Raw genomic sequence first — 22,317 nt, forward strand, 5'->3', positions numbered from 1 at the left:
CGGACGCCGGGCGGTCGAGGTCCGCGACCACCCGGCGTCGCTCGAATCGGGGGACGGATCAGGCCGTACCCCAGAAGCGGTCCTCCGCTTCCTGGTCCTCGCTCATCAGCCAGACCTCGACGATGCGGCCGTCGGCGACACGGAACACGTCGACACCGTGCTGATCGAGAACGTGCTGATCGAGGTCATCGTGCCCCACACGCTGCGCGCGGAATCGCACGGTGGCGGATACCAGGGCACCGCTCTCGGTCGCCGACTCCGTCTCGAGGGCGAACGTGCCCCCGCTCAGCTGCATGAACCGTCCCAGGTGCGCGATGATCGCGTCGGGGCCGACGTGATCTCCTGACAGCTGGTTCGCTCCAGGCTGGTGCCAGACGGCATCCGGATGGAAGGTCGCCGCCAGCGCCTCCATGTCTCCGGCGGCCATGGCCGCACCGTACTGTCCTACGACGTCGATCGCCGACATGATGCTCCTTCTCGATGGGTCGGTACTGTGGAGCATCCAGCGTCTCGGCAGGGGCGCGGTTACTTCAACGTCACCGGAAGGGGCAGCGGATGTCGAACACGTGGACGGTGTTCTCGGCCAGCTGCCCGTCGCGCGCATCACTCGCGCGCATCGCGAACAAATGGACCGCGATGATCGTCGTCCTCCTGCACGAGCAGCCTCTGCGCTTCGGCGAATTGCACACCAGGATGGACGGAATCACGAAGAAGGTGCTCGTCGACACGCTCCGCGCCCTGGAACGCGACGGCATGCTGGAGCGCGGCGTCGGAGACGACGGCCACTCCCGTTATCTGCTGACGACGCTGGGTCGTACCCTGCATGAGCCCCTCCAGGCGCTGCAGGTCTGGGCGGAGTCGCATGTCGAGGACGTACGTGACGCGCAGGACCGCTACGACGCGGCCGCCGACGCGAAGACTCTCGGCGGCCCCTGACCCGTCGCGCCCACCCCCGGTCCGCAGGTGGGAACATGGAGGGATGAGCACTTCTCCCGGTCTCGACGTGATCGCCCCCCTCAACGACGCCGAGGTGCGGCGCATTCGCGGCGACTTCCCGATCCTGGGGGCACAGGTGCACGGGCGTCCGCTGGTGTATCTGGACTCCGGGGCGACGTCACAGCGACCGGTGGCTGTGCTCGACGCCGAGCGCGACTTCGCCACCTCGATGAACTCGGCCGTGCATCGCGGTGCGCACACGCTCGCTGCCGAGGCGACCGAGCTGTTCGAGGACGCCCGCACGGCCGTCGCCCGATTCGTCGGCGCGGACGACGACGAGATCGTCTGGACCTCCAACGCCACCGAGGCGATCAACCTCGTCGCGTACTCCGTCTCGAACGCGTCGCTCGGGCGTGGCGGTGCGGCTGCGGAGCGCCTGCGGCTCCGAGAGGGCGACGAGATCGTCACCACCGAGATGGAGCACCACGCGAACCTCATTCCGTGGCAGGAGCTCGCGGCCCGCACCGGCGCCACGCTCAAGGTGATCCCCCTCGACGACGACGGTGCCCTGCGGCTCGACGCCGCGGCCGAGCTGATCACGGCACGCACCAAGCTCGTCGCCTTCACGCACGTCTCCAACGTTCTGGGAGTCATCAATCCCGTGGAGCAGCTGGTCGCGCTCGCCCGTGAGGTCGGGGCGCTGACGCTGCTCGACGCCTGCCAGTCGGCACCGCATCTGCCCCTCGATGTGCGCGCCCTCGACGTCGACTTCGCCGTGCTGTCCGGACACAAGATGCTCGGCCCCACCGGGATCGGTGCCCTCTACGGCCGCCGCGAGGTGCTGGCAGCGATGCCGCCCTTCCTGACGGGCGGCTCGATGATCACGACGGTCACCACGACCGAAGCCGAGTACCTTCCGCCGCCGCAGCGTTTCGAGGCGGGCACGCAGCGGGTGTCGCAGGCGATCGCGCTCGCCGCAGCGGTCGGCTACCTGACCGAGGTCGGGATGCCGCGTATCGCCGCGCATGAGGCGGCCTTCGGTCGACGACTCGTCGACGGTCTGAGCGCGCTCGACGGGGTGCGCGTGCTCGGCGCCGGTATCGACCTGCCCCGCGTGGGACTGGCGAGCTTCGACGTCCAGGGCATCCACTCCCACGACGTGGGGCAGTTCCTCGACGATCTCGGCATCGCGGTGCGCGTCGGCCATCACTGCGCACAGCCGCTGCACCGCCGGCTCGGCGTGACCTCGTCCACCAGGGCGAGCACCTATCTCTACACGACCGATGCCGAGGTGGATGCCGTGATCGAGGGCGTCGCCGGAGCCATCGACTTCTTCCGGAGGGGCGCATGAGCGACCTGCAGAACCTGTATCAGGAGCTGATCCTCGACCACTCGCGCACCCCGCACGGGTATGGGCTGCGGGAGGAGATCCCGGCGCAGTCGCACCAGCTGAACCCGACCTGCGGCGACGAGATCACCCTCCAGGTGCACCGCGGAGCCGACGGCGGCATCGAGGCTATCGCCTGGGAGGGACACGGCTGCGCGATCTCGCAGGCATCCGCCTCGCTGCTGGCAGAGCTCGCCGAGGGGCTCAGCGTCGAAGACCTCGAGGTGCGCATCGCCGCATTCCGCGAGGCGATGCGCTCCCGCGGCAAGATCGAACCCGATGAGGAGCTGCTCGGAGATGCCGCAGCTCTCGGTGGGGTGTCGAAGTACGTCGCACGCGTCAAGTGCGCCATGCTCGCCTGGGTCGCAGCGGAAGACGCGCTCACCCGCAGCTGAGGTGCAGGATGGACGCATGTCCGTGCAGCTGATGCCTCTGCCCGCCGAACGCTTCGGCGAATGGCGGTCCGCCGCGCGGAAGCGTCTCATCGACGGCAACAGGGCGTCGGACCGGCGCCCCGGCGTCGACGCGGTCGCCCACGTCGATCAGCTCTTCGGCGAGGTGTTCCCGGACTCCGCCGCGACCGCGACCGCGCGGGTCATGCGCGTGGTCATGGACGCGGAAGGGGAGGTCGGGACGCTCCTGCTGATTCTGCGGGACGACAAGCTCTTCCTCCTCGACCTCGTCGTCGACGAGCCGTTCACCGACGCGCACAGCGACGATCTGCTCGCAGAGATCCTGCGGGTCGCGCGAGAAGAGGGCGCCACGCAGGTCGGCATGCAGCTGTTCCCGCAGGACTCGACCGGTCGGGCGTTCGCGAGCGGGAGAGGCTTCGAGGTGGCCTCCATTCAGATGGTGCTCGAGCCGCTCCCTGCGCGCGACGTCGCTTCCCACGTCGACGTGTCGCCGATGACCCCGGAGCGCTTCCCGACGTTCGCCGCCGCATCGGAGGAGGGGTTCGCGAACGACCTCGTCGAGTCCGGTCGCTACACCCCGGAGGAGGCGCTCGCCGAGTCGCATCGTCAGATGATCGCCGAGCTTCCCGACGGACTCGACACCGCGGGGCAGGAGCTCTTCACGGCCTCCGTCGACGGGACGGAGGTCGGCATCCTGTGGGTCGGCGTGCGTCAGCGCGAAGGTCGTCCTCATGTGTTCGTCCTGGACATCGAGGTGGCCGCCGAGCACCGGCGCAGAGGGTACGGGCGCGAACTGATGCATGCCGTCGAGCGGGAGGCGCGCCGGCTCGGTGCGGACTCGATCGGTCTGCACGTCTTCGGCTTCAACACGGGAGCGATCGACCTGTACGAGCAGCTGGGCTACCGCCGCACCGAGGAGAGCCTGCTCCGTGACGTCTGAGCCGTCGTAGGAGGACTCGACGGGAATAGCCTCGAGCGCCCGGCGTTGGTCCCGACATGACAACTCTCGGAATCATCGGTGCAGGACACATCGGCAGCCAGGTCGCACGCGTGGCGATCGCGAACGGGTACGACGTGGTGATCGCGAACTCGCGGGGACCGGAGACCCTCGCCGACCTCGTCGCCGAGCTCGGCCCGAACGCTCGCGCCGCCGCTGCGGAGGACGCCGCCGCCGCTGCGGACGTCGCGGTCGTCACGGTGCCGCTCCGCGCGATCGACGACCTGCCTGCAGAGCAGCTCGCCGGCAAGATCGTGCTCGACACGAACAACTACTACTTCGAGCGGGACGGGCACATCGAAGCCCTCGACAAGGGGGAGACGACGACGTCGGAGCTGGTGCAGCGCGCGCTCCCGAACTCCAAGATCGCGAAGGCCTTCAACCACATCTTCGCCTCGGAGATCACGTCGGACGGCACTCCTGCCGGCACGCCGAACCGGCGGGCGTTGGCGACTGCCGGTGATGATGCGGAGGCTGTCGCCTTCGTGACCCGCTTCTACGACGAGGCAGGGTTCGACACCGTCAACGTGGGACCGCTCAGCGAGTCGTGGCGGGTCGAGCGTGACCGTCCGGCGTATGTGGTCCGACAGAACGCGGAAGAGCTGACGGAGAACCTCGCACGCGCGAACCGTCTGCCCTGACCATCGATGCGGGCGGGGAGACGCATCCTCTCGCCCGGTCGTCGGGGTCCATCGGCGCGGAGCCTTGGGATACCAAAAGTTGAGGAACACCGGCAGGGGTGCGACAATGCCCAGATGGCGGGGGCTATAGCAGCAGGCGGGGAACTCGAGTCGGTGCGGGTCACCCGCATCCTTCGTGACGACATCATCCTCGGACACCGGAAGCCGGGTGCGCGACTCGTCGAGCGGGACATCGCCGCGGAGTTGAACGTGTCCCGCCTTCCGGTCCGCGAAGCCATCCGCACGCTCGTCGCCGAGGGGATCGTGGTCGCGCGTCCTCGTACCTGGGCTGTCGTGAGGGAGTTCACGCACCGCGACATCCAGGACTTCGCAGAGGTGCGCGAGGCCATCGAGACGCTGATCTTCGTCTTCGCGGCGGAGCGGCACGACGAGGCGGGTATCGCCCGCATCCGTGCCGCGTACGAGCGCGAGCTCGCGGCCGCACGTGCCGAGGATTCCGAGGCGGCGAGGATCGCGGCGGCGGAGTTCCATGAGGTCGCCGTCGAACTCGCCGCGAACGAGATGCTCGGAGAGCTGATCGCCGTCTTCCTCACCCGTCTGCGCTGGCTGTTCGGTCAGCACGACGACCTGCTCGCCATGGCGGACGAGCACAGGATCATCCTCGAGGCGATGACGGCGCGGGATACGGAAGCGCTGCGTCGGATCGTGCCGGCGCACCTCGCCAGCGGCCAGTCCGCGGCGGAGCGGCGGCTTGCGGCGCGCAGCGACCTGACGGTCTGAGCCTCGCGGGTCCGCGCCCCCCCCCGAGGTGAGGTCCTGCGGAGGCGCCTCCGGTTGTATATTGGGGCGATCGGAGTCGGTCCGGAACTGGTGCGCTGTCCTGGGGAGCGAGATGCGAGGTCTTGCTGTCGCGGTCGGATGCCTCTTGCTTGTCGGTGGGATCACAGTCGTCGCCATCGCCGATCAGGAGCGTCTGGAATCGATCGCCGCGGTCAAAGCGGAGATCGTGCGGATCGAACGCGCGCTGGAGACGACGAGGAGCGACAACCGGGAGCTCGCCGCGCAGCTGACCGCGCTGCGTTCTCAGCTCGCCGAGCAGGACGCGCAGATCGCGGACACGACGGGCTTCCTCCCGTGATGCGTCGCGCCGTGGCCGTCGCGCTCGCGGCCTCCGTGCTCCTCGTCTCGGGGATGATCGGCAGATCCCAGGGCCTTGAGCAGGAGAGGGCGTCCGCCGTCGCTGAGCTGACCGCGCTCACCGAGCAGTACCACGATGCCGGACAGCGCACGGACTACCTCGACGGCGCGGTCGACCGCGCGGAGCAGGACACCGCGGAGCGCGCCGCCGTCCTCGCCCAGCGTCCCGCCTTCCTCGCGGAGGTGCAGGCGCTCACCGTCGCCCTCAAGGGTGCGGAGGGGCGGGTGGACACCGCCGCGCACCGTGCTGCCGCGCTTTCGGCACAGCAGACCGTCGCCGCCGAGAAGGAGAACCCCGACACGGTCGCTGCGGCCACGGCGACCGTGCACGCGCTCACCGAGAAGGTCGGCACGGAGGTCGCCTCGTGGCAGGCGGCGCAGAGCTCGGGCCCCGGCGGGCCGGCGTGGGCGTCGAGCGGCCCTGACGGCTACGCGCGGGTGCGGGCGGCGCTCGACCTCGTCGGCGGTGGAGGCGTCGGGCTCTACGAATCGTCGTCCTGTGCGGGGGGAAACGCCCCGGCCTGCGCGAACAGCAACGGGTACATCAAGTACCGCGCCGACATCGCGAACTGGGGCGCCGGCCGGTTGAACTGGGCGATGGCGCACGAGCTCGCGCACATCTATCAGTTCCGTGTATGGGGCTCGCTCACGTCGTCCGGTGCCTACGGGTCGCTGTTCGGCGGCGACCCGGAGTTCCTCGCCAACTGCATGGCCGTGGTGCGCGGATATCCCGGATCGGTCGGCTGCAACGGCGATCAGCAGGCGTGGGCCTCGGGCATCTGGGTGGGCGTCGTCCGCTGAGGCGGTGCGCCTCAGCGGCGTCAGGACAGCGTCGTCAGCACAGCGGCGTCAGGATATCGGCGTCGTCGTGTCGATCGCTTCGCGCAGCGGCCGCCGCATCACACGCCAGTACGACGCCGGCGCGATACGGGTGAGCACATCGATGAGGCGCGCCTCGCGGCCGACCATGGTCCGTGCAGCCCGTCGTTCGGTCGCGCGGATGATCCGCGCCGCCGCGTCTGCGGGCTCGGTGTGGTACATCTCCGCCTGGGCGGCGGCGGCGCGGGCGGCGACCTCCGGGTCGATCGCCGCGGCATAGCGGCCGTGCAGGATGATCCCGGTGCGCACCCCTGCCGGGTACACGGCGCCGACGGTCACAGAGGTGCCCTCCAGCTCGTGCCGCAGTGCTTCCGAGAAGGCGCGGACGGCGAATTTGCTCACCGCGTAGGGGATCCGTCCGGCGGGGGCGGCGAGGGCGTAGACGCTCGCCAGATGGGTGATGTGGGCGGCAGGGGCGGCGCGGAGCGCGGGGAGGAGCGCTTTGGTGACGGACACGGTGCCCCAGAGGTTCACGTCGGTGAGCCAGCGCATCTCCTCCATCGTCAGCTGATCGATGTCGCCGAGCATGGAGGAGCCGGCGCACGTGATCAGCGCATTGATCCGCGGGTGCGACTCGGTGATGTCCGTGACGGCTGCGAAGACGGCGTCGTCGTCGCGGAGGTCGACGACGTGCGTGGTCACCCGTGCGTCGTGCAGCTCCTCGGCGATCCTCGCGAGAGCCGCGGTGTCGTGGTCGACCAGCGCGAGAGATGTTCCTCGGGTGGCGAGCCGGCGTGCGATCTCCGCGCCCATCCCGTTGGCGCCTCCGGTGATCACGGTGGTGCCCCCGGTGAGATCGAGGTGTTTCATGCGTCTCCTGCAGGGCGTGATCGGGGCGCGAGCCCGCGGATGTCGGATGGGTGGGGCATGCTGATTCCGACCATTCTGGCCGACACCGGGCCGCATCGATACCGGTACGCTCAAGGAGAGGAGGTACCGGTGGGACGGACAGCGGATGCCATCGCCGAAGGCGTCGCGATCGCGACCGCTGCCGCGCGCCTGGCCGTCAAGAACCACATCCTCATCGGCACCATCGCCGAGGACGGCGTGTTCGACATGGACAAGTACATCGACGACGCGCGTGAGGCGCTCCGTGCCATGGCAGAGGAGTCTGAAGAAGCCGCGGCCACCGTCACCGCCCTGCGCAAGCGGGCGAGGGGCCGGCATTCCGACCCGGTGGGAACGCACGACTACCGCGATCGCGATGTGCGCAACCTCCGCCGTCGGGCCAAGCAGTCCACCGGCGTCGCTGTGCGTCTGCGCGAGATCATGCAGGACCGGGAGCAGCTCGCCGCCATCGTCGAGGAGGCGAGGAGCGCGGCCTGGGCCGACGTGCGCCACAATCTCGACCGTCGACTGCGTGTCGAGGGGATGCGCCCCGACCAGGATCCCGACTACAACCGCATGCGCGAGGCCCGGATGCAGGCCCTTCGACTCGTCGACCTGCAGGCGCTCTCCTCGGAGCAGAGAGCCAAGGCCAAGAGGCGGAAGAAGCAGCAGAAGGCCGCATCGGCCGACGACTGAGGCCTCGTTTCGCTTTCGCGTCGGGACTGTTGTAGGCTGTTCTACGGCCCGCTGAGCGGGCCGGGCGCCCGTAGCTCAATGGATAGAGCATCTGACTACGGATCAGAAGGTTAGGGGTTCGAGTCCCTTCGGGCGCACACTGTGTTGAGACAGTGAGAAACGGCTTCCACTTCGGTGGAGGCCGTTTCTGCGTTGTCGGGAACGAGCCGACTCATCGTTGAGGATGAGCCCCGCGTCGTCAGGTGAGCAGGCTCGTGATCGCCGGGTCGCGGTCGGCCACCTCGGCGGCGGTCGCGACGATCACGTCGCGGATCGCCGCGACGGCGACGGCCGGTGTCACATCCGCACGGTGGGCGAGGCTGACCGTGCGGGTCATCATGGGGTGCGTCAGCCGGACCGATCGCAGGGCGGGGCGATCGAGGAGCACCATCGCCGGCACCACCGCGACGCCGACACCGCGCTCGACGAAACGCAGTACCGCGTCCATCTCGGCGCCTTCGAGCACATGGGTGGGCCTGAGACCCTCGGCGCGGAACGCCGCATCGGTCGTGGCTCGAAGCTCGTAGGTCTCGTCGAGCGCGATCAGGGGGAGGGACGCGAGGTGGAGGAGCGTCATGGATGCCGAGCTCGATACGGGCGGCTCGGTCGCGGCCGAGACGACGACGAGTTCCTCGGTGAGCAGCGGCATCCTCGTGAGGCTGAACCCCGAGGGTGGAGGGCCGTCGGATTCCGTGATGAGTGCGATGTCGACGGCGCCGACGGCGAGCTCCTCGACGAGGCGGCGAGATCCGCTTTCGGTGAGATGCAGGTCGACGCCGGGGTGCGCGGCGTGGAAGGAGCGGATCGCCTCGGCGACGAGGCTGATGCAGAGGGTGGGAGGGGCGCCGAGGCGCACGCGTCCCCGTCGGAGCCCGGCCAGCTCGCCCATCTCGTCGCGGATGGCATCGGCCTCCGCCAGCATGCGCTGTGCGCGGGGGAGGAGCGTCTCGCCGGCGGCCGTGAGGGCGATGTGACCGCGCGCACGATGGAACAACTCGGCGCCGAGTTCGCGCTCCAGCGTCGAGATCTGCCGGCTCAAAGACGGCTGTGCCAGGTGCAGGTGCTCGGAGGCGCGGGTGAAGTGTCCGAGACGCGCGACCTCGACGAACCCGCGGAGCTGCTCGAGGTTCATGGCCATAGCCTACCCGCATCGTTTCAAGTCGAACTATGCATTGGAGTTATTAGGATCCCCTAACTACCGTGGACCGCATGGCTACGCGCGAACGTCAAATATCCACCACCGTCCTCGTCATCGGCACCGGAGGTTCGGGCCTCCGGGCAGCGATCGAGATCGCCGAACACGGCGTCGACGTGCTCGCCGTGGGCAAACGGCCGCGGCAGGACGCGCACACCTCGCTCGCCGCCGGCGGCATCAACGCCGCGCTCGGCACGATGGACGCGGAGGACAGCTGGCAGCAGCATGCGGCCGACACCATCAAGGAGAGCTACCTCCTCGCCAACCCGCACACGGTCGAGATCGTCACCCAGGGCGCCGAGCGGGGCATCCGCGACCTCGAGCGCTGGGGCATGGACTTCGCGCGTGAAGACGACGGCCGCATCTCGCAGCGGTTCTTCGGCGCTCACACCTTCCGCCGCACGGCATTCGCCGGCGACTACACGGGGCTCGAGATCCAGCGCACCCTCGTGCGCAAGGCCGAGCAGCTCGACGTGCCGATCCTCGACCACGTCTACATCACCCGCCTCCTGGTGCGCGACAACGTCGTGTTCGGGGCCTACGGCTTCGACCAGGCCGACGGCACCCGCTACCTCATCCACGCGGATGCCGTGATCCTCGCCGCGGGCGGACACAACCGCATCTGGCGCCGCACCTCTTCCCGCCGTGACGAGAACACGGGCGACTCCTTCCGCCTGGCGGTCGACGCGGGAGCTCGCCTGCGCGACCCCGAGCTCGTCCAGTTCCACCCGTCCGGCATCATCGAGCCGGAGAGCGCGGCGGGAACCCTGATCTCCGAGGCGGCTCGCGGCGAGGGCGGCATCCTGCGCAACGCGCTCGGTGAGCGGTTCATGGCGAAGTACGACCCCGAGCGGATGGAGCTGTCGACGCGGGACCGCGTCGCGCTCGCGGCGTACACCGAGATCCAGGAAGGTCGCGGCACCGAGAACGGTGGCGTCTGGCTCGACGTGTCGCACCTGCCGCGCGAGACGATCATGACCCGGCTGCCACGCGTCTATCAGACGATGATGGAGCTGCAGATGCTCGACATCACCACCGACCCGATCGAGATCGCACCGACCGCGCACTACTCGATGGGCGGTGTGTGGGTGCGGCCGGAAGACCACCAGACCGACGTCGACGGCCTCTACGCGATCGGCGAGGCTTCGAGCGGACTGCACGGCGCCAACCGACTCGGGGGCAACTCGCTCATCGAGCTGCTCGTCTACGGGCGGATCGTGGGGCAGGCGGCCATGGAGCATGCGGCCGGGCTGGATGCGCAGCGTCGGTCGGCGACGGCCGTCGCCGAGGCGCGTGCGGAGATCGACGACCTGCTCGCCGCGGAGGGACGTGAGAACGTCCGCGCCCTGCAGCGGGCGATCCGCAACCTGATGACCGAGTACGCCGGAGTCGTGCGCTCGGAGGAGGGGCTGCGCGCGGGACTCGCCGACCTCGACATGATCGAGGGGCGCATGGAGGACATCGGCATCCACCCCGACATCGCGGGTTTCCAGGACCTCGCGCACGCGTTCGATCTCAAGGCGTCGGCGCTCGCTGCGCGCGCCACCCTCGAGGCGGCGCTGGAACGTCGGGAGACCCGCGGATGCCACAACCGCAGCGACTTCCCCGACACCGACCCGACACTGCAGGTGAACCTGGTGTGGTCGCCGAAGGACGGTGTGACCCGAGAGGCGATCCCTGAGATCTCGCCCGAGATCGCCGAGCTCATGCGGGAGGTCGACACCGAGGGCAAGCTCGTCGAGTAGCGGGGACCCCGTTCACGACCGAGGCCCCGTCCTGCCGATGACAGCAGGACGGGGCCTCTGTGGTGCTCCGGATTCTTCGGGAGCTCAGTCGGCCTGCGGCTCTTCCGTGTCGATCACGCCGATGCCGACCGCCTCGTGATCGGGCTCGGGCTCATCGCGCTTCGGAGCCTTGGGCTCTTCGCCCGGGGCCTTCTCGGTGCTGGGCTCTTCGAGCTCCTCGGTGCTCGGAACCTCGCTCGGGTCGGCGTCTTCTGGCGATTCCGCCTCGGCGGGTGTCGTGACCTCGCCCTCGCTCGTGTCCGACGACGGCGTGGGCGTGGGGGTCTGCGATTCGGGGGAGGCCTCGTCCGTGGTCTCCGGGTCGGGAGTGGTGTCGGTCATGATGACCCCTTTCGACGATGTGTTCCGAACAGGATGGCTCCGCACACGCAGGACGGGAAGGGGCTTGACGCGCTGGTGAGTTAACCGCGGTGAACCGAAGTGGTGAATCCGGCGTAGCCTGGAGGGGTGACAGCGTACGTCTCGGCCTTCGACCTCTTCTCCATCGGAGTGGGGCCATCGAGCTCCCATACGGTCGGACCGATGCGAGCGGCCCTCGACTTCGCTCGGCGACTCACAGCGACGGGCATCCTTCCCCAGGTCGCCCGGATCGGCACCACCCTCTACGGTTCGCTCGGAGCGACGGGTATCGGGCACGGCACCCCGGATGCGGTCGTCGCGGGCCTGCGCGGTCTCACGCCGGAGACCTGCGATCCTGCCGACGTCCGTGCAGCCTGGACCGATCTGCCCGCGCAAGCCATGATCCGCATCGACGGCACCCACGACGTCCCCTTCGCGAAGGACGACATCGTGTTCGCGCCGCGCACCCGGCTTCCCGGACACCCGAACGCCATGACGATCACCGCCTGGGACGACGCGGGTGCGGTGCTCGCCGAGGAGACCTACTACTCGGTCGGCGGAGGCTTCATCCGACGCGACGGCGAGGAGGCGAAGCTCACGACCGCCGGATTCCCGTATTCCTACGCGGATGCGGCGTCGCTGCTCGCGCTCTGCGACGAGAACGGACTGTCGATCGCCGAGGTGGCGCGACTGAACGAGACATCGCTGCGCTCGGAGGAGGAGGTCGCTGCCGGGCTCGATGCGATCTGGGATGCGATGTCGGGGTGTGTCGATGCCGGCCTCCACGCCGAGGGCACGCTCCCCGGAATCCTCAAGGTCAAGCGGCGCGCCGGTGTGATCCGCGGCCAGCTCGAGGAGGTGGAAGCCGACGGGCATCGCGAGCTTCCCGGGGAATGGCTCGGGGCCTTCGCGCTCGCCGTGAACGAGGAGAACGCGGCGGGCGGTCGTGTCGTCACGGCGCCGACCAATGGAGCAGCAGGCATCCTCCCCGCCGTCGCGATGTACTGGTGGCGTTTCCTTGCCGACTCGGGGCTCGGGGCGGGCAACGCGGTCACCCCGTACGGCGAGCTGGTCGGCAGTGCGCTGCTCGGTTTCGAGTCGGACGTGCGTGCGGTGAGCGACGGGAGCGACCTCGACGAGGAGCAGACCGCTGAGGCGAACCGTCGCCGCGGCATCCGTCGCTTCCTGCTGACCGCGACGGCACTCGGGTCGCTGTTCAAGGCCAACGCGTCGATCTCCGGCGCGGAGGGCGGGTGCCAGGCCGAGGTCGGCAGCGCCTGTGCCATGGCGGCCGGCGGCCTCACCGCGGTGATGGGCGGCACGAACCGGCAGATCGAGAACGCGGCCGAGATCGCGATGGAGCACCACCTCGGTCTCACGTGCGATCCGATCGGCGGGCTCGTGCAGATTCCGTGCATCGAGCGCAACGCGATCGCCGCCTCGACCGCCGTAACCGCTGCGCGGCTCGCCCTTCGCGGCGACGGCAGCCACTACGTCTCGCTGGACGCCGTCGTCGAGACGATGCGCCAGACGGGGGCCGACATGTCCACCAAGTACAAGGAGACGAGCGAGGGTGGCCTCGCTGTCAACGTCATCGAGTGCTGAGGCTCCTTCCCGTGTCCCTGTCGGGGGATGCGGGTAGCCTCTCCGAGACGCCACACGGGGAGGGATCACGATGGATGCGTTCTGGGAGCCGACCTCTCGACGACGACGGCAGCAGCCCGTCGTCGCGGTCCGTCCGAACGATGAGGCACCGACGACGGGCACGGGGTGGCCGACGAACATCCCCGCGGTCGCCCAGGTGCTGCGTGAGGGGATCGACCTCGGCCCCGGGGTGACCTTCCTGGTCGGCGAGAACGGCAGCGGCAAGTCCACCCTGGTCGAGGGCGTCGCGATCGCGTACGGCCTCTCGCCCGAGGGAGGTTCCCGGCAGGCTCGACACACCACGCGGGCGACCGAATCGCCGTTGTCCGAGTGGTTGCGGCTGCAGCGGGGAGTGGGCTCGAGCCGATGGGGGTTCTTCCTCCGTGCAGAGACGATGCACTCCTTCTACACCTACCTCGAGGAGAACCCGTCGACCAGCGCACCCGATGTGCCGTTCCACGAGATGAGCCACGGCGAGTCGTTCCTCGCACTGCTGGAGAGCCGTTTCGACGAGCCGGGCTTCTACTGTCTCGACGAGCCGGAGGCCGCGTTGTCCTTCAACTCCACCCTCGCCCTGATCGCCGTGCTCCGACGCATCGCCGACGAGGGAGGGCAGGTGCTGTGCGCCACCCACTCGCCGGTGCTGGCGGCCCTGCCGGGAGCGAAGATCCTCGAGGTAGGCGAGTGGGGTGTGCGCCCGGCCGAGTGGGACGACCTCGAGATCGTGAACCACTGGCGTTCGTTCCTCGAGCATCCGACGCGCTATCTGCGTCATCTGCTCGACTGACCGGCGCGCCGTGCCATCGCCGCGCATCATAGGCTGACGGGCATGACCGAGCACAAGCCCCCCAGACGGCGTGGCCGTCCCCGCGGCGTCTCGGACTCGCGGGCGCGCATCATCGCGTCCGCCGTGGACGACTTCGGGGAGAAGGGCTACGACGGAGCGACGATCCGCTCCATCGCCGCGCGGGCCGGGGTGGACTCCGCCCTCGTGCACCACTACTTCGGCACCAAAGCCGACCTCTTCGCCGAAGCCGTGGGCATCCCGCTGCGTCCGGACATCGATGTGCCGGGGATCCTCACGGGTCCGCGTGACGAGGTCGGTGAACGTCTGATCCGATACGTCCTCGAGGCGTTCGAACAGCCCGAGGTGCGCCGGCGCGGGGTCATGCTCCTCCGCACCGCGATCGGGAGTCGGGTGACGACACCGCTGCTGGCAGGATTCCTCTCGCGTGAGCTCCTCTCCCGCATCTCGCGGAGCCTCGACGTCGACGACGCCGACCTCAGGGCATCGCTCGTCGCCTCGCAGATCGCCGGGATGCTGATCGCCCGATATGTGCTGAAGCTCCCGGCGCTCGCTGCCGCCCCGGTGGAGGACCTCGTCGCACGGCTGGGCCCCACGGTGCAGCGCTACCTCTTCGACTGAGCTCCACTTCCTTCTGAGCTCCACTTCCTCCTGCTCTGCACCTTCTCCTGCTCTGCGCCTTCTACTGCTGTGCACCTTTCTGCGCTCTGGAGAACCCGTTGACGCCGTCGATCGGGAGGCGCATAATTCATCGCATGATGAATAATGTTGCCGTCGAGATCACGCAGCTGCGCGTGCGGCGCGGGGCCGTTCGTGTGTTCGACGGCATCGACCTCGCCGTGCCCCGCGGCCAGATCACGGGACTGTTGGGACCCTCGGGGTGCGGCAAGACCACGCTCATGCGGTCGATCGTCGGCGTGCAGCGGATCGCGTCGGGCGACGTGACCGTTCTCGGTGAGCCGGGCGGTTCCCGCCAGCTGCGGCATCGTGTCGCGTACGGCACGCAGGGCGCCTCGGTCTACGGCGATCTCAGCGTGAGGCAGAACCTCTCATACTTTGCGTCGCTCCTGAAGGCGCCGAGGGGCGACGTCGACCGGGTCATCCAGGAGGTGGGCCTCGGCGCGCAGGCGGCGCAGCTCGTCGATTCGCTGAGCGGCGGCCAGGCGACGCGGGTGTCGCTCGCGGTGGCGTTGATCGGCGCCCCCGAGCTCATCGTGCTGGACGAGCCGACGGTCGGCCTCGACCCTGTGCTGCGCGCCGAGCTGTGGAGCCTGTTCCGCCGCCTTGCCGACCGGGGCGTCACACTCATCGTCTCGAGCCATGTGATGGACGAGGCGGTGCGCTGCGATCGGCTGCTCCTGATGCGGGAAGGGCGGATCATCGCCGACACGACGCCGTCGTCGCTGCTTGCCGACACCGGCACGAGCGACGCCGAAGCCGCGTTCCTCGCTCTGATCGAGCGCGACAGGGCGGCCGGCGCCGCGACCACAAGGCGGGCGCGGCGAGAGGCGCACGAGCGGAATGAGGGGGTCGAGGGATGAACGGACGTCGGCTGTTCGCGACCGCCGGGCGCGTGCTCACGCAGCTGCGGCACGACCCGCGGTCGATCGCCCTGATGCTCATCGCCCCGAGCCTGCTCGTCGGTCTCTTCGCCTGGCTGTTCAGCGAGCAGGACGGTGTGTTCGATCAGTTCGGCGGTGCGATCCTGGCGCTGTTCCCGTTCATCGTGATGTTCCTCATCACATCGATCACCACCCTGCGCGAGCGCCGTTCCGGCACGCTCGAACGGCTGATGACCACGCCACTCGAGAAGGCCGACTTCATCCTCGGCTACGCACTCGCGTTCGGGCTGATGGCCCTGCTGCAGGCGGTGATCACGGTGTCGTTCGCGGTCGCGGTGTGCGGCCTCGACGTCGACGGGCCGCTGTGGCAGCTCGGCCTCGTCGCGGTTGTCGATGCTCTGCTCGGCACGGCGCTCGGGCTGCTGGCGAGCGCGTTCGCCCAGACCGAGTTCCAGGCCGTGCAGTTCATGCCGCTGCTGGTGTTCCCGCAGATCATCCTCGGCGGTCTGTTCATGCCCCGAGACCAGATGCCCGATGTGCTGCACGCCATCTCCGACTGGCTGCCGCTCAGCTACGCGATCGACACGATCAACGCGGTCGCGGCGGGGGACGAGGGCGCGGACGTGTTCGGTCCGCTGCTCATCGTCGTGGCGTTCGCCGTCGGCGCCCTGGCGCTTGCCGCCCTCACACTGCGGCGGCGAACTGGCTGAGACCGGCTCGGGGGTGCGGGTCAGCGAGCGGCGCGGTTCTTGGTGTGCTTGGTCGGCGCCGCGGCCCATGGGTCCTCGGGCCACGGGTGCCGGGGGTAGCGGCCGCGCATCTCGGCGCGCACCTGGGCGTAGGGACCGGACCAGAAGGAGGCGAGGTCGTCTGTGACGGCGAGCGGCCGCCCCGCCGGGGACAGCAGGTGGAAGAGCACGAGAACGCGTCCGTCCACCAGCCGCGGCGTCTCCGCCCAGCCGAAGCACTCCTGCAGCTTCACTGCCACGACGGGGCGTGCGGTCGCGTCGCCGTCGGGCTCCGGGTAGGTGATGCGCACCCGGGACCCGCTGGGCACGGCGAGCCGTTCCGGGGCGAGCGTATCCAGGTGCACGGCTTCCGGCCAGGGCAGCAGACGGCGAAGGGCGGACGTGAGATCCAGCCGGCTGGCGGGGGCACCGGACGCGAGGGCATCGAGCTCCGTCGCCAGCCACGTGTCGAGCGATTCGAGCAGCCCCGAGTCCGACACGTCGGGCCAGGGTTCGCCGAGCTCGCGTCGCAGCAGCGCGAGTCGGCGGCGCAGGGCATCCGCACTCTCGGACCAGGTGAACATGCCGAGTCCGTCGCGTCGGAGCGCCCGCTCCACGGCATCCCGGCCTTCCGCCGCCGCCGCCCGCACCGGCACCGATGAGCGGACGATCGCCCCGATCCGGCGCTCACGGCGGGCCTGCACGCGACCTCCGACGAACTCGGCCTCGATGCGGTCTGTCATCAGGTGGCTGGCCGCGCTCTCCATCTGCCCCTCCGTCAGCACCGCCGCCGATCGGATGACCGCGCCGGAGCCCGCCGCCGCCCGCGATGAGGCCCGGGTGACGTCGGCCACGGCCAGCCACTCCACGGCGGCGAGCGGACCGGTGACCCCGGCCCGGGTGCCCGAAGCCAGCAGGAAGGTCGCGCCCGACTCCGAGCGCTCGACGCGGTGGGCGACACGGTCAGGGAAGGCCAGCGCGATCACGAGACCCACCCCCTCGAGGCCCGAACGCGTGTCCGGCGTCGGATCGACCATCCGCTCCAGGCGACGCGCGTCCTCGTGCCAACGGCGAGCGTCGGGGGTCCGACTTCCGCGCAGTGCGATGAGAGCGTGGGCGACGTCGGTGTCGGGGACGCGCTGGTCTCCGCTCAGAAGCGCGACCACCTCAGCGGCGAGTCGGTTCCCCACCACGGGACTGCCGTCCCGCAGCGCCCTGGCCAGTCGCGGGTCGGTCGGGATACGTGCCAGCACTCGGCCGTGTGCCGTGGCGCGACCGTCGTCGTCGATCGCGCCGAGTCCGCGGAGCACGGCCACGGCGTCGGCGAGGCTGTCGGCTCGCAGCGGTTCGATCATGCGCAGACCCGCGCCACCCGGTGCGCCCCAGCAGGCGAGGAGGAGGGCGGCGTCGGTGAGGTCGGCCGTGGCGATCTCCGCCGACGGACGAGCGGGAGCCGCGGCGTAAGTGCGCTCGTCGACGCAGCGGATCACGGCGCCGGGGCCCTGCCGGGTGGCGCGTCCGGCACGCTGCACGCACGAGGAGCGTGAGGCGGCGGTGGTGACCAGACCCGTCATGCCACGGGCCGCGTCACGCTGGGGCTGCCGCGACAGGCAGGTGTCCACGACTAGCCGTACACCCGGCACGGTGAGAGATGACTCGGCCAGGGAGGTGGTGACGATGATGCGGGGGACCTCGCGCGGCGCGCGGCCGCGGATCACGGCGTCCTGTTCCGCCGGGGCGATCCGCCCGTGCAACTCGCGCACGTCGAAGGCGTCGCTGAGGGAGCGGAGGCGTCGCGCGATCTCCGACACCTCACCAGCGCCGGGGGCGAAGACCAGCACATCGGCTTCCGGGTCTTCGCGGACCAGTTCGGCGGCTGCGGATGCGGTGATGCTCGCGACGTGGTCGAGGAACCCCCGGGTGACTCCGCGTTCGTCGAGGCGGGGCACGGGACTCGGAGCCCATCGCTCGGTGAGGGGGAAGGCCGGGACGTCGTGGTCGACGACCGGCGCAGGGGACTCGTCGGTGCCGATGATGGCGGCGATCCGGGCGGCGTCGAGGGTGGCCGACATCGCCACGACCATCAGGTCGTCCCGCAGCTCGCGCACCTCGGAGAGCAGACCGACGAGGAGGTCGGTCTCGATGGCGCGCTCGTGCACCTCGTCGATGATGACCGCGCCCACACCGTCGAGTCCCGGGTCGTCGAGCATCCGTCGCAGGAGGACCCCCGCCGTGACGAACTCGACTTTCGTGTCGGCTCCCGCGGAGCGCTCGCCGCGGACGGTGAATCCCACGCGCCCGCCGAGCGGCGAGCCGTCGAGCTGCGCGAGTCGGCGAGCGGCCGCGCGTGCGGCGACCCGGCGCGGTTGGGTGACGATCACCCGCCCGGGGGTTCGCGAGGCGAGAAGCGGAGGCACCAGGGTGGTCTTGCCCGTGCCCGGCGGTGCGGTCACTACCACGGATGAACTCGTGTCGAGGGCGGCGGAGAGCTCCTCGACGGCGCCGGCGAACGACAGGCCGGCGCCGATCGTGGCGATGTCGAAGGCGGCGCGCGTCATCCGTCCAGTCTGCCCGGTCGGAGAAACGGCGGATGCCGCGACCGAATCGATCGCGGCATCTGCCGTCATGCGCCGACTACTCCGCGGGCGGCGCGGGCGGCGGTGGCGTGGTCGGCGTCGCGACGCGCGGCGTGGGCGCGGCCGCCGAAGCCTCTGCGACTCCTGCGCCGAAGCCGCGGCCCACGGCCTGACCCTGGATGATGCCGGCCAGGTCGAGCCCCGTAGCCGAGTGGACGCTGTCGAACACCGAGGCGAGCGCCTTGGCGCTGTCGGCGCCCACGACGGTGGATGCGCCGTCTTCGCCGGAGCTGCCGATGATCGACACGTTGCCGATCGCCGCATAGCCCTTCGAGAACTCGGCCATGATCGACGGCAGCACCTCGAGGACGCGCTGCGAGAGGAATGCGTCCTGGTTCGAGGCGATGGCCTTGGCCTCCGCCTCCAGGGCTGCCGCACGGGCGTCACCCTCGGCACGGATCGCGTCGGCCTCGGCGCTGGCGCGGAGGCGGCGGGCTTCTGCTTCGGCCTCGGCCTGGGCTCGGAGGGCATTCGCCTCACCGCTGGCCTTCGCGATCGCCGCTGCTGCTTCACCCTCGGCGCGGGCCTTGTCGGCCTGGGCCTGCTGTTCGGCGATGCGCGTGCGGGCCTCAGCCTGCTTGACCTGCTCGATCGCGGCGGCCTCCGCCGAGCGCTCACGTGTGTAGAGCTCGGCCTGGGCTCGGGTCTCCGCCTCGTAGCGCTGGGCGTCGGCGACGCGCTTCACGTCGGCGTCGAGCTGTGCCTGCTTGTTCTCGGCCTGCTGCTGCAGCACCGCCTGCTCGGCCTGCGCGCGGGCGAGTGCCTCGGCCTGCTCGGCTTCGGCGCGCGCCCGGCCGATGCCGGAGTCCGCGTTGGCGGTGTTGGTGTCGAGCGCGGTCTGCTCGATCAGGTTCGCTTCCTGGTTGGCGATGTTCTTCTGGTTGATCGCGCGGTCGGCGTTGGTCTGCGAGATCTCGGCGGACTGGCGCTTCGCCTGGATCTCGGGGGCGCCGAGCGACTGGATGTAGCCCACTTTGTCGGTGATGCCCTTGATCTGGAACGAGTCGAGGATCAGACCCTGCTCGGCGAGCTCCTGCGAGACGTCTGCGGCGATCTGGTCCGAGAACTTCTTGCGCTCGCGCATCAGCTCGACGACCGACAGGGTGGCGACGATACCGCGGAGCGCACCTTCGAGCTGCTCGGTGGTGAACTGCTCGATGGCCTTGTCCTGCGAGGCGAATCGCTCGGCTGCGCGGCGGACCAGGATCGGGTCGGATCCGATCTTCACGATCGCGACACCGTCGACGTTCAGGGTCACGCTGTCGAGCGACTGCGCTTCGGCGTTCAGGGAGACCTGACGAGAACGCAGCGAGATGATCTCGTGACGCTGCGTGATCGGGTTCACGAGCGACTTGCCGTTCACGATCACGGTGACCGGCGACTCCGACATCTCGGACCTGCTCGAGCCGTCGGCCGAGAGCACTGCCGTCTGCACCTTCTGCTTGCGCCCCGAGATGACGAGTGCCTCGTCGGCGCGAGCGACCTTGATCCAGCTGCGCGCGAACAGCAGCAGGACGAGCAGTAGGACGACGGCGACGACGACGGCGATGCCGACGATGACGAGGATGCCGACGATTCCGGCGATCTCCATGGATGACCTCCCTGGTTCCCCCCGAGGGGGCGGTCTCGGACGCGCCGTAATGCGCGCCTTCGCCCCCACCCTGCCAGAAAAGCGCCCGGCGTCGCCGCGGCGGACGTCATCTCCCGTTCCCCATGGGGAACTCATCCTCCCCCAGAGAAGCTGTGGAGGAGAGTCGGACGTCAGCCCTTGCGGAGCTTCTCCGCGAGGTCGCGCAGGGCGCGGAGCTCGTCGTCGTCGAGGCGGGACATGCGCTCGGCGATCGAGCGTCCGTGCACAGTGGCGAGCGAGCGGAAGGCCCGTGCCCCCTCGTCCGTCGCGCGGATCAGTGCGCCGCGACCGTCGTCGGGGTCGGGGCACTTCGCCACGAGACCGCGCGCGACCATGCGGTCGACCAGTCGCGAGACGCTGGGTTGGCTGATGAGCATATTCGCCGTGATGTCCCGCAGCCGCGCTGTGAGGTCGGGGGAGCGGGTGACGGTGAGCAGCACGTCGTACTCGGCCTGCGCGATATCGCTGTGCTCGAAGTCGCCCGTCATCTCGGTGAACAGCTCGTGCTGCGCGCGGAACAGGCTCTCCCAGGCCTCCAGGGCGAGCTTGCGATCGGTCATCCTCACAGAATAGTGCGAACAGTAAAGGGCCGGTCGGAGAGGCTCCCGACCGGCCCTTGTCCCTTGCACCAAGAGTGTCCTGCAATCACATGCGGTGGATGCCACAGCAAACATTCACCGTGCGATCACTGTATAACGGCGAGATAACGAATGCAACGGTTTGATCACGGAATCTTGAGCGCAGGCATCGCGCGCCTGCGAGTGAGGAATCGGAAGCTGACGTCCCAGATGTACTCGAGCGGTCCTTTCCGGAACCGGCGGGACCAGAGGTTCGCGAAGAGGACGACGATGCCGGCGATGCCGACGAACATCACGAGGGTTCCCACGAGTGGGTCGAGCGTCGTCGACAGCGGCGAGTGACCGATCAGCTGCTGCGCGACTCTCCCGAGGATGTTCTGCAGCACGTAGCAGCTCAACGCCATCCGTCCGACGAGGGAGAGTTGCCGCCCGACGAACCCGATGGGGTGTCTCTGATAGAACGCGGCCATCAGGGCGAGGATGCCGAAGGCGACGAAGGGAGCGGAGAGGAACCGGTCGAGCCCGAACTGGTCCTGCGCGAGGAAGAAGGTGAGCTCCAGCGGAAGACCGATGCCGAGTCCGATGATCATGACCCACCTGCGCAGGCGTGCCCCTCGCGGTTCGAACAGCCCGTGACGATACAGGATCGCGCCCAGCGTGAAGAGCACGAGCCCGAGCGAAAGGATGGACCCGGTGTCCGTGCCGATGGTGAGGTCGGAGAACACGGTCAGTGAGTTCGCCTGCACCGTCGCCCAGTACCCCGATTGGCCGCTCGAATCGCCCGCGTCTCCCGGGAACACGAGCCCCGGGAGCATGAAGGTGCCATCGGCGGTGAACAGCGGCATGAGCATGAGGGTGATGTGCGCGGTCAGTGCGACCCCGATGAAGATCCACTGGCGCTTCTCGGGCAGCAGGAGCACGAAGGCGACCACGAAACCGAGGATCGCATAGGCCCGGAGCACGTCGAACTGCACCACGAAGATGTAGTTCAGCATTCCGTCGAGGAACAGCAGCCCGGTGCGGATGAGGTAGGTGCCGGGCCACCGGCTTCCCCGGCGCAGAGCGGCTTGACGCTGGATCTCGAGTCCGATCCCGAACATGATCGTCAGGAGCCCGAGGAACTTGCCGTTCGAGGCGGCCGACAGCAGGTCATCCCACCAGATGTCGATGACCCGTTCGCCGAAGAACGCGCGGAACAGCCAGATGTTGCTCGCGAGGGTGCCGATGATGGCCACGCCGCGGATGACGTCGAGCGACGCGATACGGCGGGAGGATGTCGGTGCCGCAGGTGTCGCGGAAGGTGGAGCGAGATCGTTCATGGGTCCAGCCCACGGCAGAGGCGGTTGCCGGAGCGTATGGCGTTTTCGATACGGGCGGGATAT

General features: G+C 69.4%; 23 protein-coding genes and 1 tRNA gene. 16 read left to right on the forward strand and 8 right to left on the reverse strand.

All coding sequences use genetic code 11. From position 1 onward, the window contains the following. Positions 1-58: 58 nt before the first annotated feature. On the reverse strand, positions 59-466 hold the full coding sequence (locus FFS56_RS10190; protein WP_046746717.1) for a nuclear transport factor 2 family protein: 408 nt from the start codon (positions 464-466) through the stop codon (positions 59-61). Positions 467-555: 89 nt separating this feature from the next. On the opposite strand from FFS56_RS10190, the gene FFS56_RS10195 reads away from it, so the two are divergent. The 8 genes from FFS56_RS10195 (at position 556) to FFS56_RS10230 (ending at position 6,372) form a co-directional block, all read left to right on the forward strand. After that, positions 556-936 carry a helix-turn-helix domain-containing protein gene (locus tag FFS56_RS10195; protein WP_127011804.1) on the forward strand — a complete coding sequence of 127 codons (381 nt, stop codon included), beginning with the start codon at positions 556-558 and terminating at the stop codon, positions 934-936. A 43-nt stretch (positions 937-979) separates the two neighbouring features. Further along, complete coding sequence (locus FFS56_RS10200) at positions 980-2,287, forward strand: SufS family cysteine desulfurase (protein WP_127011805.1); 1,308 nt, start codon at positions 980-982, stop codon at positions 2,285-2,287. Beyond that, positions 2,284-2,718 carry a Fe-S cluster assembly sulfur transfer protein SufU gene (gene sufU, locus FFS56_RS10205; protein WP_046746714.1) on the forward strand — a complete coding sequence of 145 codons (435 nt, stop codon included), beginning with the start codon at positions 2,284-2,286 and terminating at the stop codon, positions 2,716-2,718. Before FFS56_RS10200 ends, sufU begins: the two co-directional genes overlap by 4 nt. A gap of 16 nt (positions 2,719-2,734) precedes the next feature. Beyond that, positions 2,735-3,676: a GNAT family N-acetyltransferase gene (locus FFS56_RS10210; protein ID WP_164734081.1), complete on the forward strand. Its 942-nt coding sequence runs from the start codon at positions 2,735-2,737 to the stop codon at positions 3,674-3,676. 56 nt (positions 3,677-3,732) lie between these two features. Next, positions 3,733-4,374 (forward strand): NAD(P)-binding domain-containing protein, encoded by a 642-nt coding sequence (locus tag FFS56_RS10215; RefSeq protein WP_127011807.1) that lies wholly within the window; start codon positions 3,733-3,735, stop codon positions 4,372-4,374. 114 nt (positions 4,375-4,488) lie between these two features. Continuing rightward, on the forward strand, positions 4,489-5,154 hold the full coding sequence (locus tag FFS56_RS10220) for a GntR family transcriptional regulator (protein WP_046746712.1): 666 nt from the start codon (positions 4,489-4,491) through the stop codon (positions 5,152-5,154). Positions 5,155-5,266: 112 nt separating this feature from the next. Continuing rightward, positions 5,267-5,512: a hypothetical protein gene (locus tag FFS56_RS10225; RefSeq protein WP_127011808.1), complete on the forward strand. Its 246-nt coding sequence runs from the start codon at positions 5,267-5,269 to the stop codon at positions 5,510-5,512. Continuing rightward, a complete protein-coding gene (locus FFS56_RS10230) occupies positions 5,512-6,372 on the forward strand; it encodes a hypothetical protein (RefSeq protein ID WP_127011809.1) in 861 nt (286 codons plus the stop codon). The genes FFS56_RS10225 and FFS56_RS10230 overlap by 1 nt, the downstream gene beginning before the upstream one ends. Positions 6,373-6,420: 48 nt before the next feature. On the opposite strand, the gene FFS56_RS10235 is transcribed toward FFS56_RS10230, so the two are convergent. Beyond that, on the reverse strand, positions 6,421-7,260 hold the full coding sequence (locus tag FFS56_RS10235) for an SDR family oxidoreductase (protein ID WP_127011810.1): 840 nt from the start codon (positions 7,258-7,260) through the stop codon (positions 6,421-6,423). 129 nt (positions 7,261-7,389) lie between these two features. Between FFS56_RS10235 and FFS56_RS10240 the strand changes: the two genes are divergently transcribed. Together FFS56_RS10240 and FFS56_RS10245 are read left to right on the forward strand one after the other, a co-directional pair. Continuing rightward, entirely contained in the window at positions 7,390-7,974 is a 585-nt protein-coding gene (locus FFS56_RS10240) for a hypothetical protein (RefSeq protein WP_058631503.1), read from the forward strand. 64 nt (positions 7,975-8,038) lie between these two features. Then, positions 8,039-8,111 (forward strand) — tRNA-Arg (locus FFS56_RS10245). Positions 8,112-8,212: 101 nt separating this feature from the next. Here the strand turns inward: FFS56_RS10245 and FFS56_RS10250 are convergent. Beyond that, positions 8,213-9,151 carry a LysR family transcriptional regulator gene (locus FFS56_RS10250; RefSeq protein WP_046746707.1) on the reverse strand — a complete coding sequence of 313 codons (939 nt, stop codon included), beginning with the start codon at positions 9,149-9,151 and terminating at the stop codon, positions 8,213-8,215. Positions 9,152-9,222: 71 nt separating this feature from the next. Between FFS56_RS10250 and FFS56_RS10255 the strand changes: the two genes are divergently transcribed. Continuing rightward, on the forward strand, positions 9,223-10,953 hold the full coding sequence (locus FFS56_RS10255) for an FAD-binding protein (protein ID WP_046746706.1): 1,731 nt from the start codon (positions 9,223-9,225) through the stop codon (positions 10,951-10,953). Between the two features lie 84 nt (positions 10,954-11,037). Here the strand turns inward: FFS56_RS10255 and FFS56_RS10260 are convergent, their stop codons facing one another. After that, complete coding sequence (locus FFS56_RS10260) at positions 11,038-11,334, reverse strand: hypothetical protein (protein WP_046746705.1); 297 nt, start codon at positions 11,332-11,334, stop codon at positions 11,038-11,040. Between the two features lie 126 nt (positions 11,335-11,460). Between FFS56_RS10260 and FFS56_RS10265 the strand changes: the two genes are divergently transcribed. From FFS56_RS10265 to FFS56_RS10285, 5 genes are all read left to right on the forward strand, one after another. Beyond that, a complete protein-coding gene (locus tag FFS56_RS10265) occupies positions 11,461-12,957 on the forward strand; it encodes an L-serine ammonia-lyase, iron-sulfur-dependent, subunit alpha (protein WP_046746704.1) in 1,497 nt (498 codons plus the stop codon). A gap of 70 nt (positions 12,958-13,027) precedes the next feature. Further along, the gene (locus FFS56_RS10270; RefSeq protein ID WP_127011811.1) at positions 13,028-13,783 is read left to right on the forward strand and encodes an AAA family ATPase; all 756 of its coding nucleotides are present in this window, start codon (positions 13,028-13,030) and stop codon (positions 13,781-13,783) included. A 42-nt stretch (positions 13,784-13,825) separates the two neighbouring features. After that, positions 13,826-14,422, forward strand: coding sequence for a TetR family transcriptional regulator (locus FFS56_RS10275; RefSeq protein ID WP_058631477.1), 597 nt, complete (start codon positions 13,826-13,828; stop codon positions 14,420-14,422). A 134-nt stretch (positions 14,423-14,556) separates the two neighbouring features. Further along, positions 14,557-15,342, forward strand: coding sequence for an ABC transporter ATP-binding protein (locus tag FFS56_RS10280; RefSeq protein ID WP_208644295.1), 786 nt, complete (start codon positions 14,557-14,559; stop codon positions 15,340-15,342). Then, on the forward strand, positions 15,339-16,073 hold the full coding sequence (locus FFS56_RS10285; RefSeq protein ID WP_046746701.1) for an ABC transporter permease: 735 nt from the start codon (positions 15,339-15,341) through the stop codon (positions 16,071-16,073). Before FFS56_RS10280 ends, FFS56_RS10285 begins: the two co-directional genes overlap by 4 nt. A gap of 20 nt (positions 16,074-16,093) precedes the next feature. Here the strand turns inward: FFS56_RS10285 and hrpB are convergent, their stop codons facing one another. From hrpB to FFS56_RS10305, 4 genes are all read right to left on the reverse strand, one after another. After that, positions 16,094-18,649, reverse strand: a complete 2,556-nt coding sequence (gene hrpB / locus FFS56_RS10290; protein WP_127011812.1) for an ATP-dependent helicase HrpB — start codon at positions 18,647-18,649, stop codon at positions 16,094-16,096. Between the two features lie 76 nt (positions 18,650-18,725). After that, positions 18,726-20,318 (reverse strand): flotillin family protein, encoded by a 1,593-nt coding sequence (locus tag FFS56_RS10295; protein ID WP_046746700.1) that lies wholly within the window; start codon positions 20,316-20,318, stop codon positions 18,726-18,728. A 170-nt stretch (positions 20,319-20,488) separates the two neighbouring features. Next, entirely contained in the window at positions 20,489-20,917 is a 429-nt protein-coding gene (locus FFS56_RS10300; protein WP_046746699.1) for a MarR family transcriptional regulator, read from the reverse strand. Between the two features lie 164 nt (positions 20,918-21,081). Beyond that, positions 21,082-22,254, reverse strand: a complete 1,173-nt coding sequence (locus tag FFS56_RS10305; RefSeq protein ID WP_127011814.1) for a DUF418 domain-containing protein — start codon at positions 22,252-22,254, stop codon at positions 21,082-21,084. Positions 22,255-22,317: the final 63 nt, after the last annotated feature.

Origin of the sequence: Microbacterium sp. Beta (assembly GCF_005502545.1) — a bacterium.
GTDB classification, from domain to species: domain Bacteria; phylum Actinomycetota; class Actinomycetes; order Actinomycetales; family Microbacteriaceae; genus Microbacterium; species Microbacterium oxydans.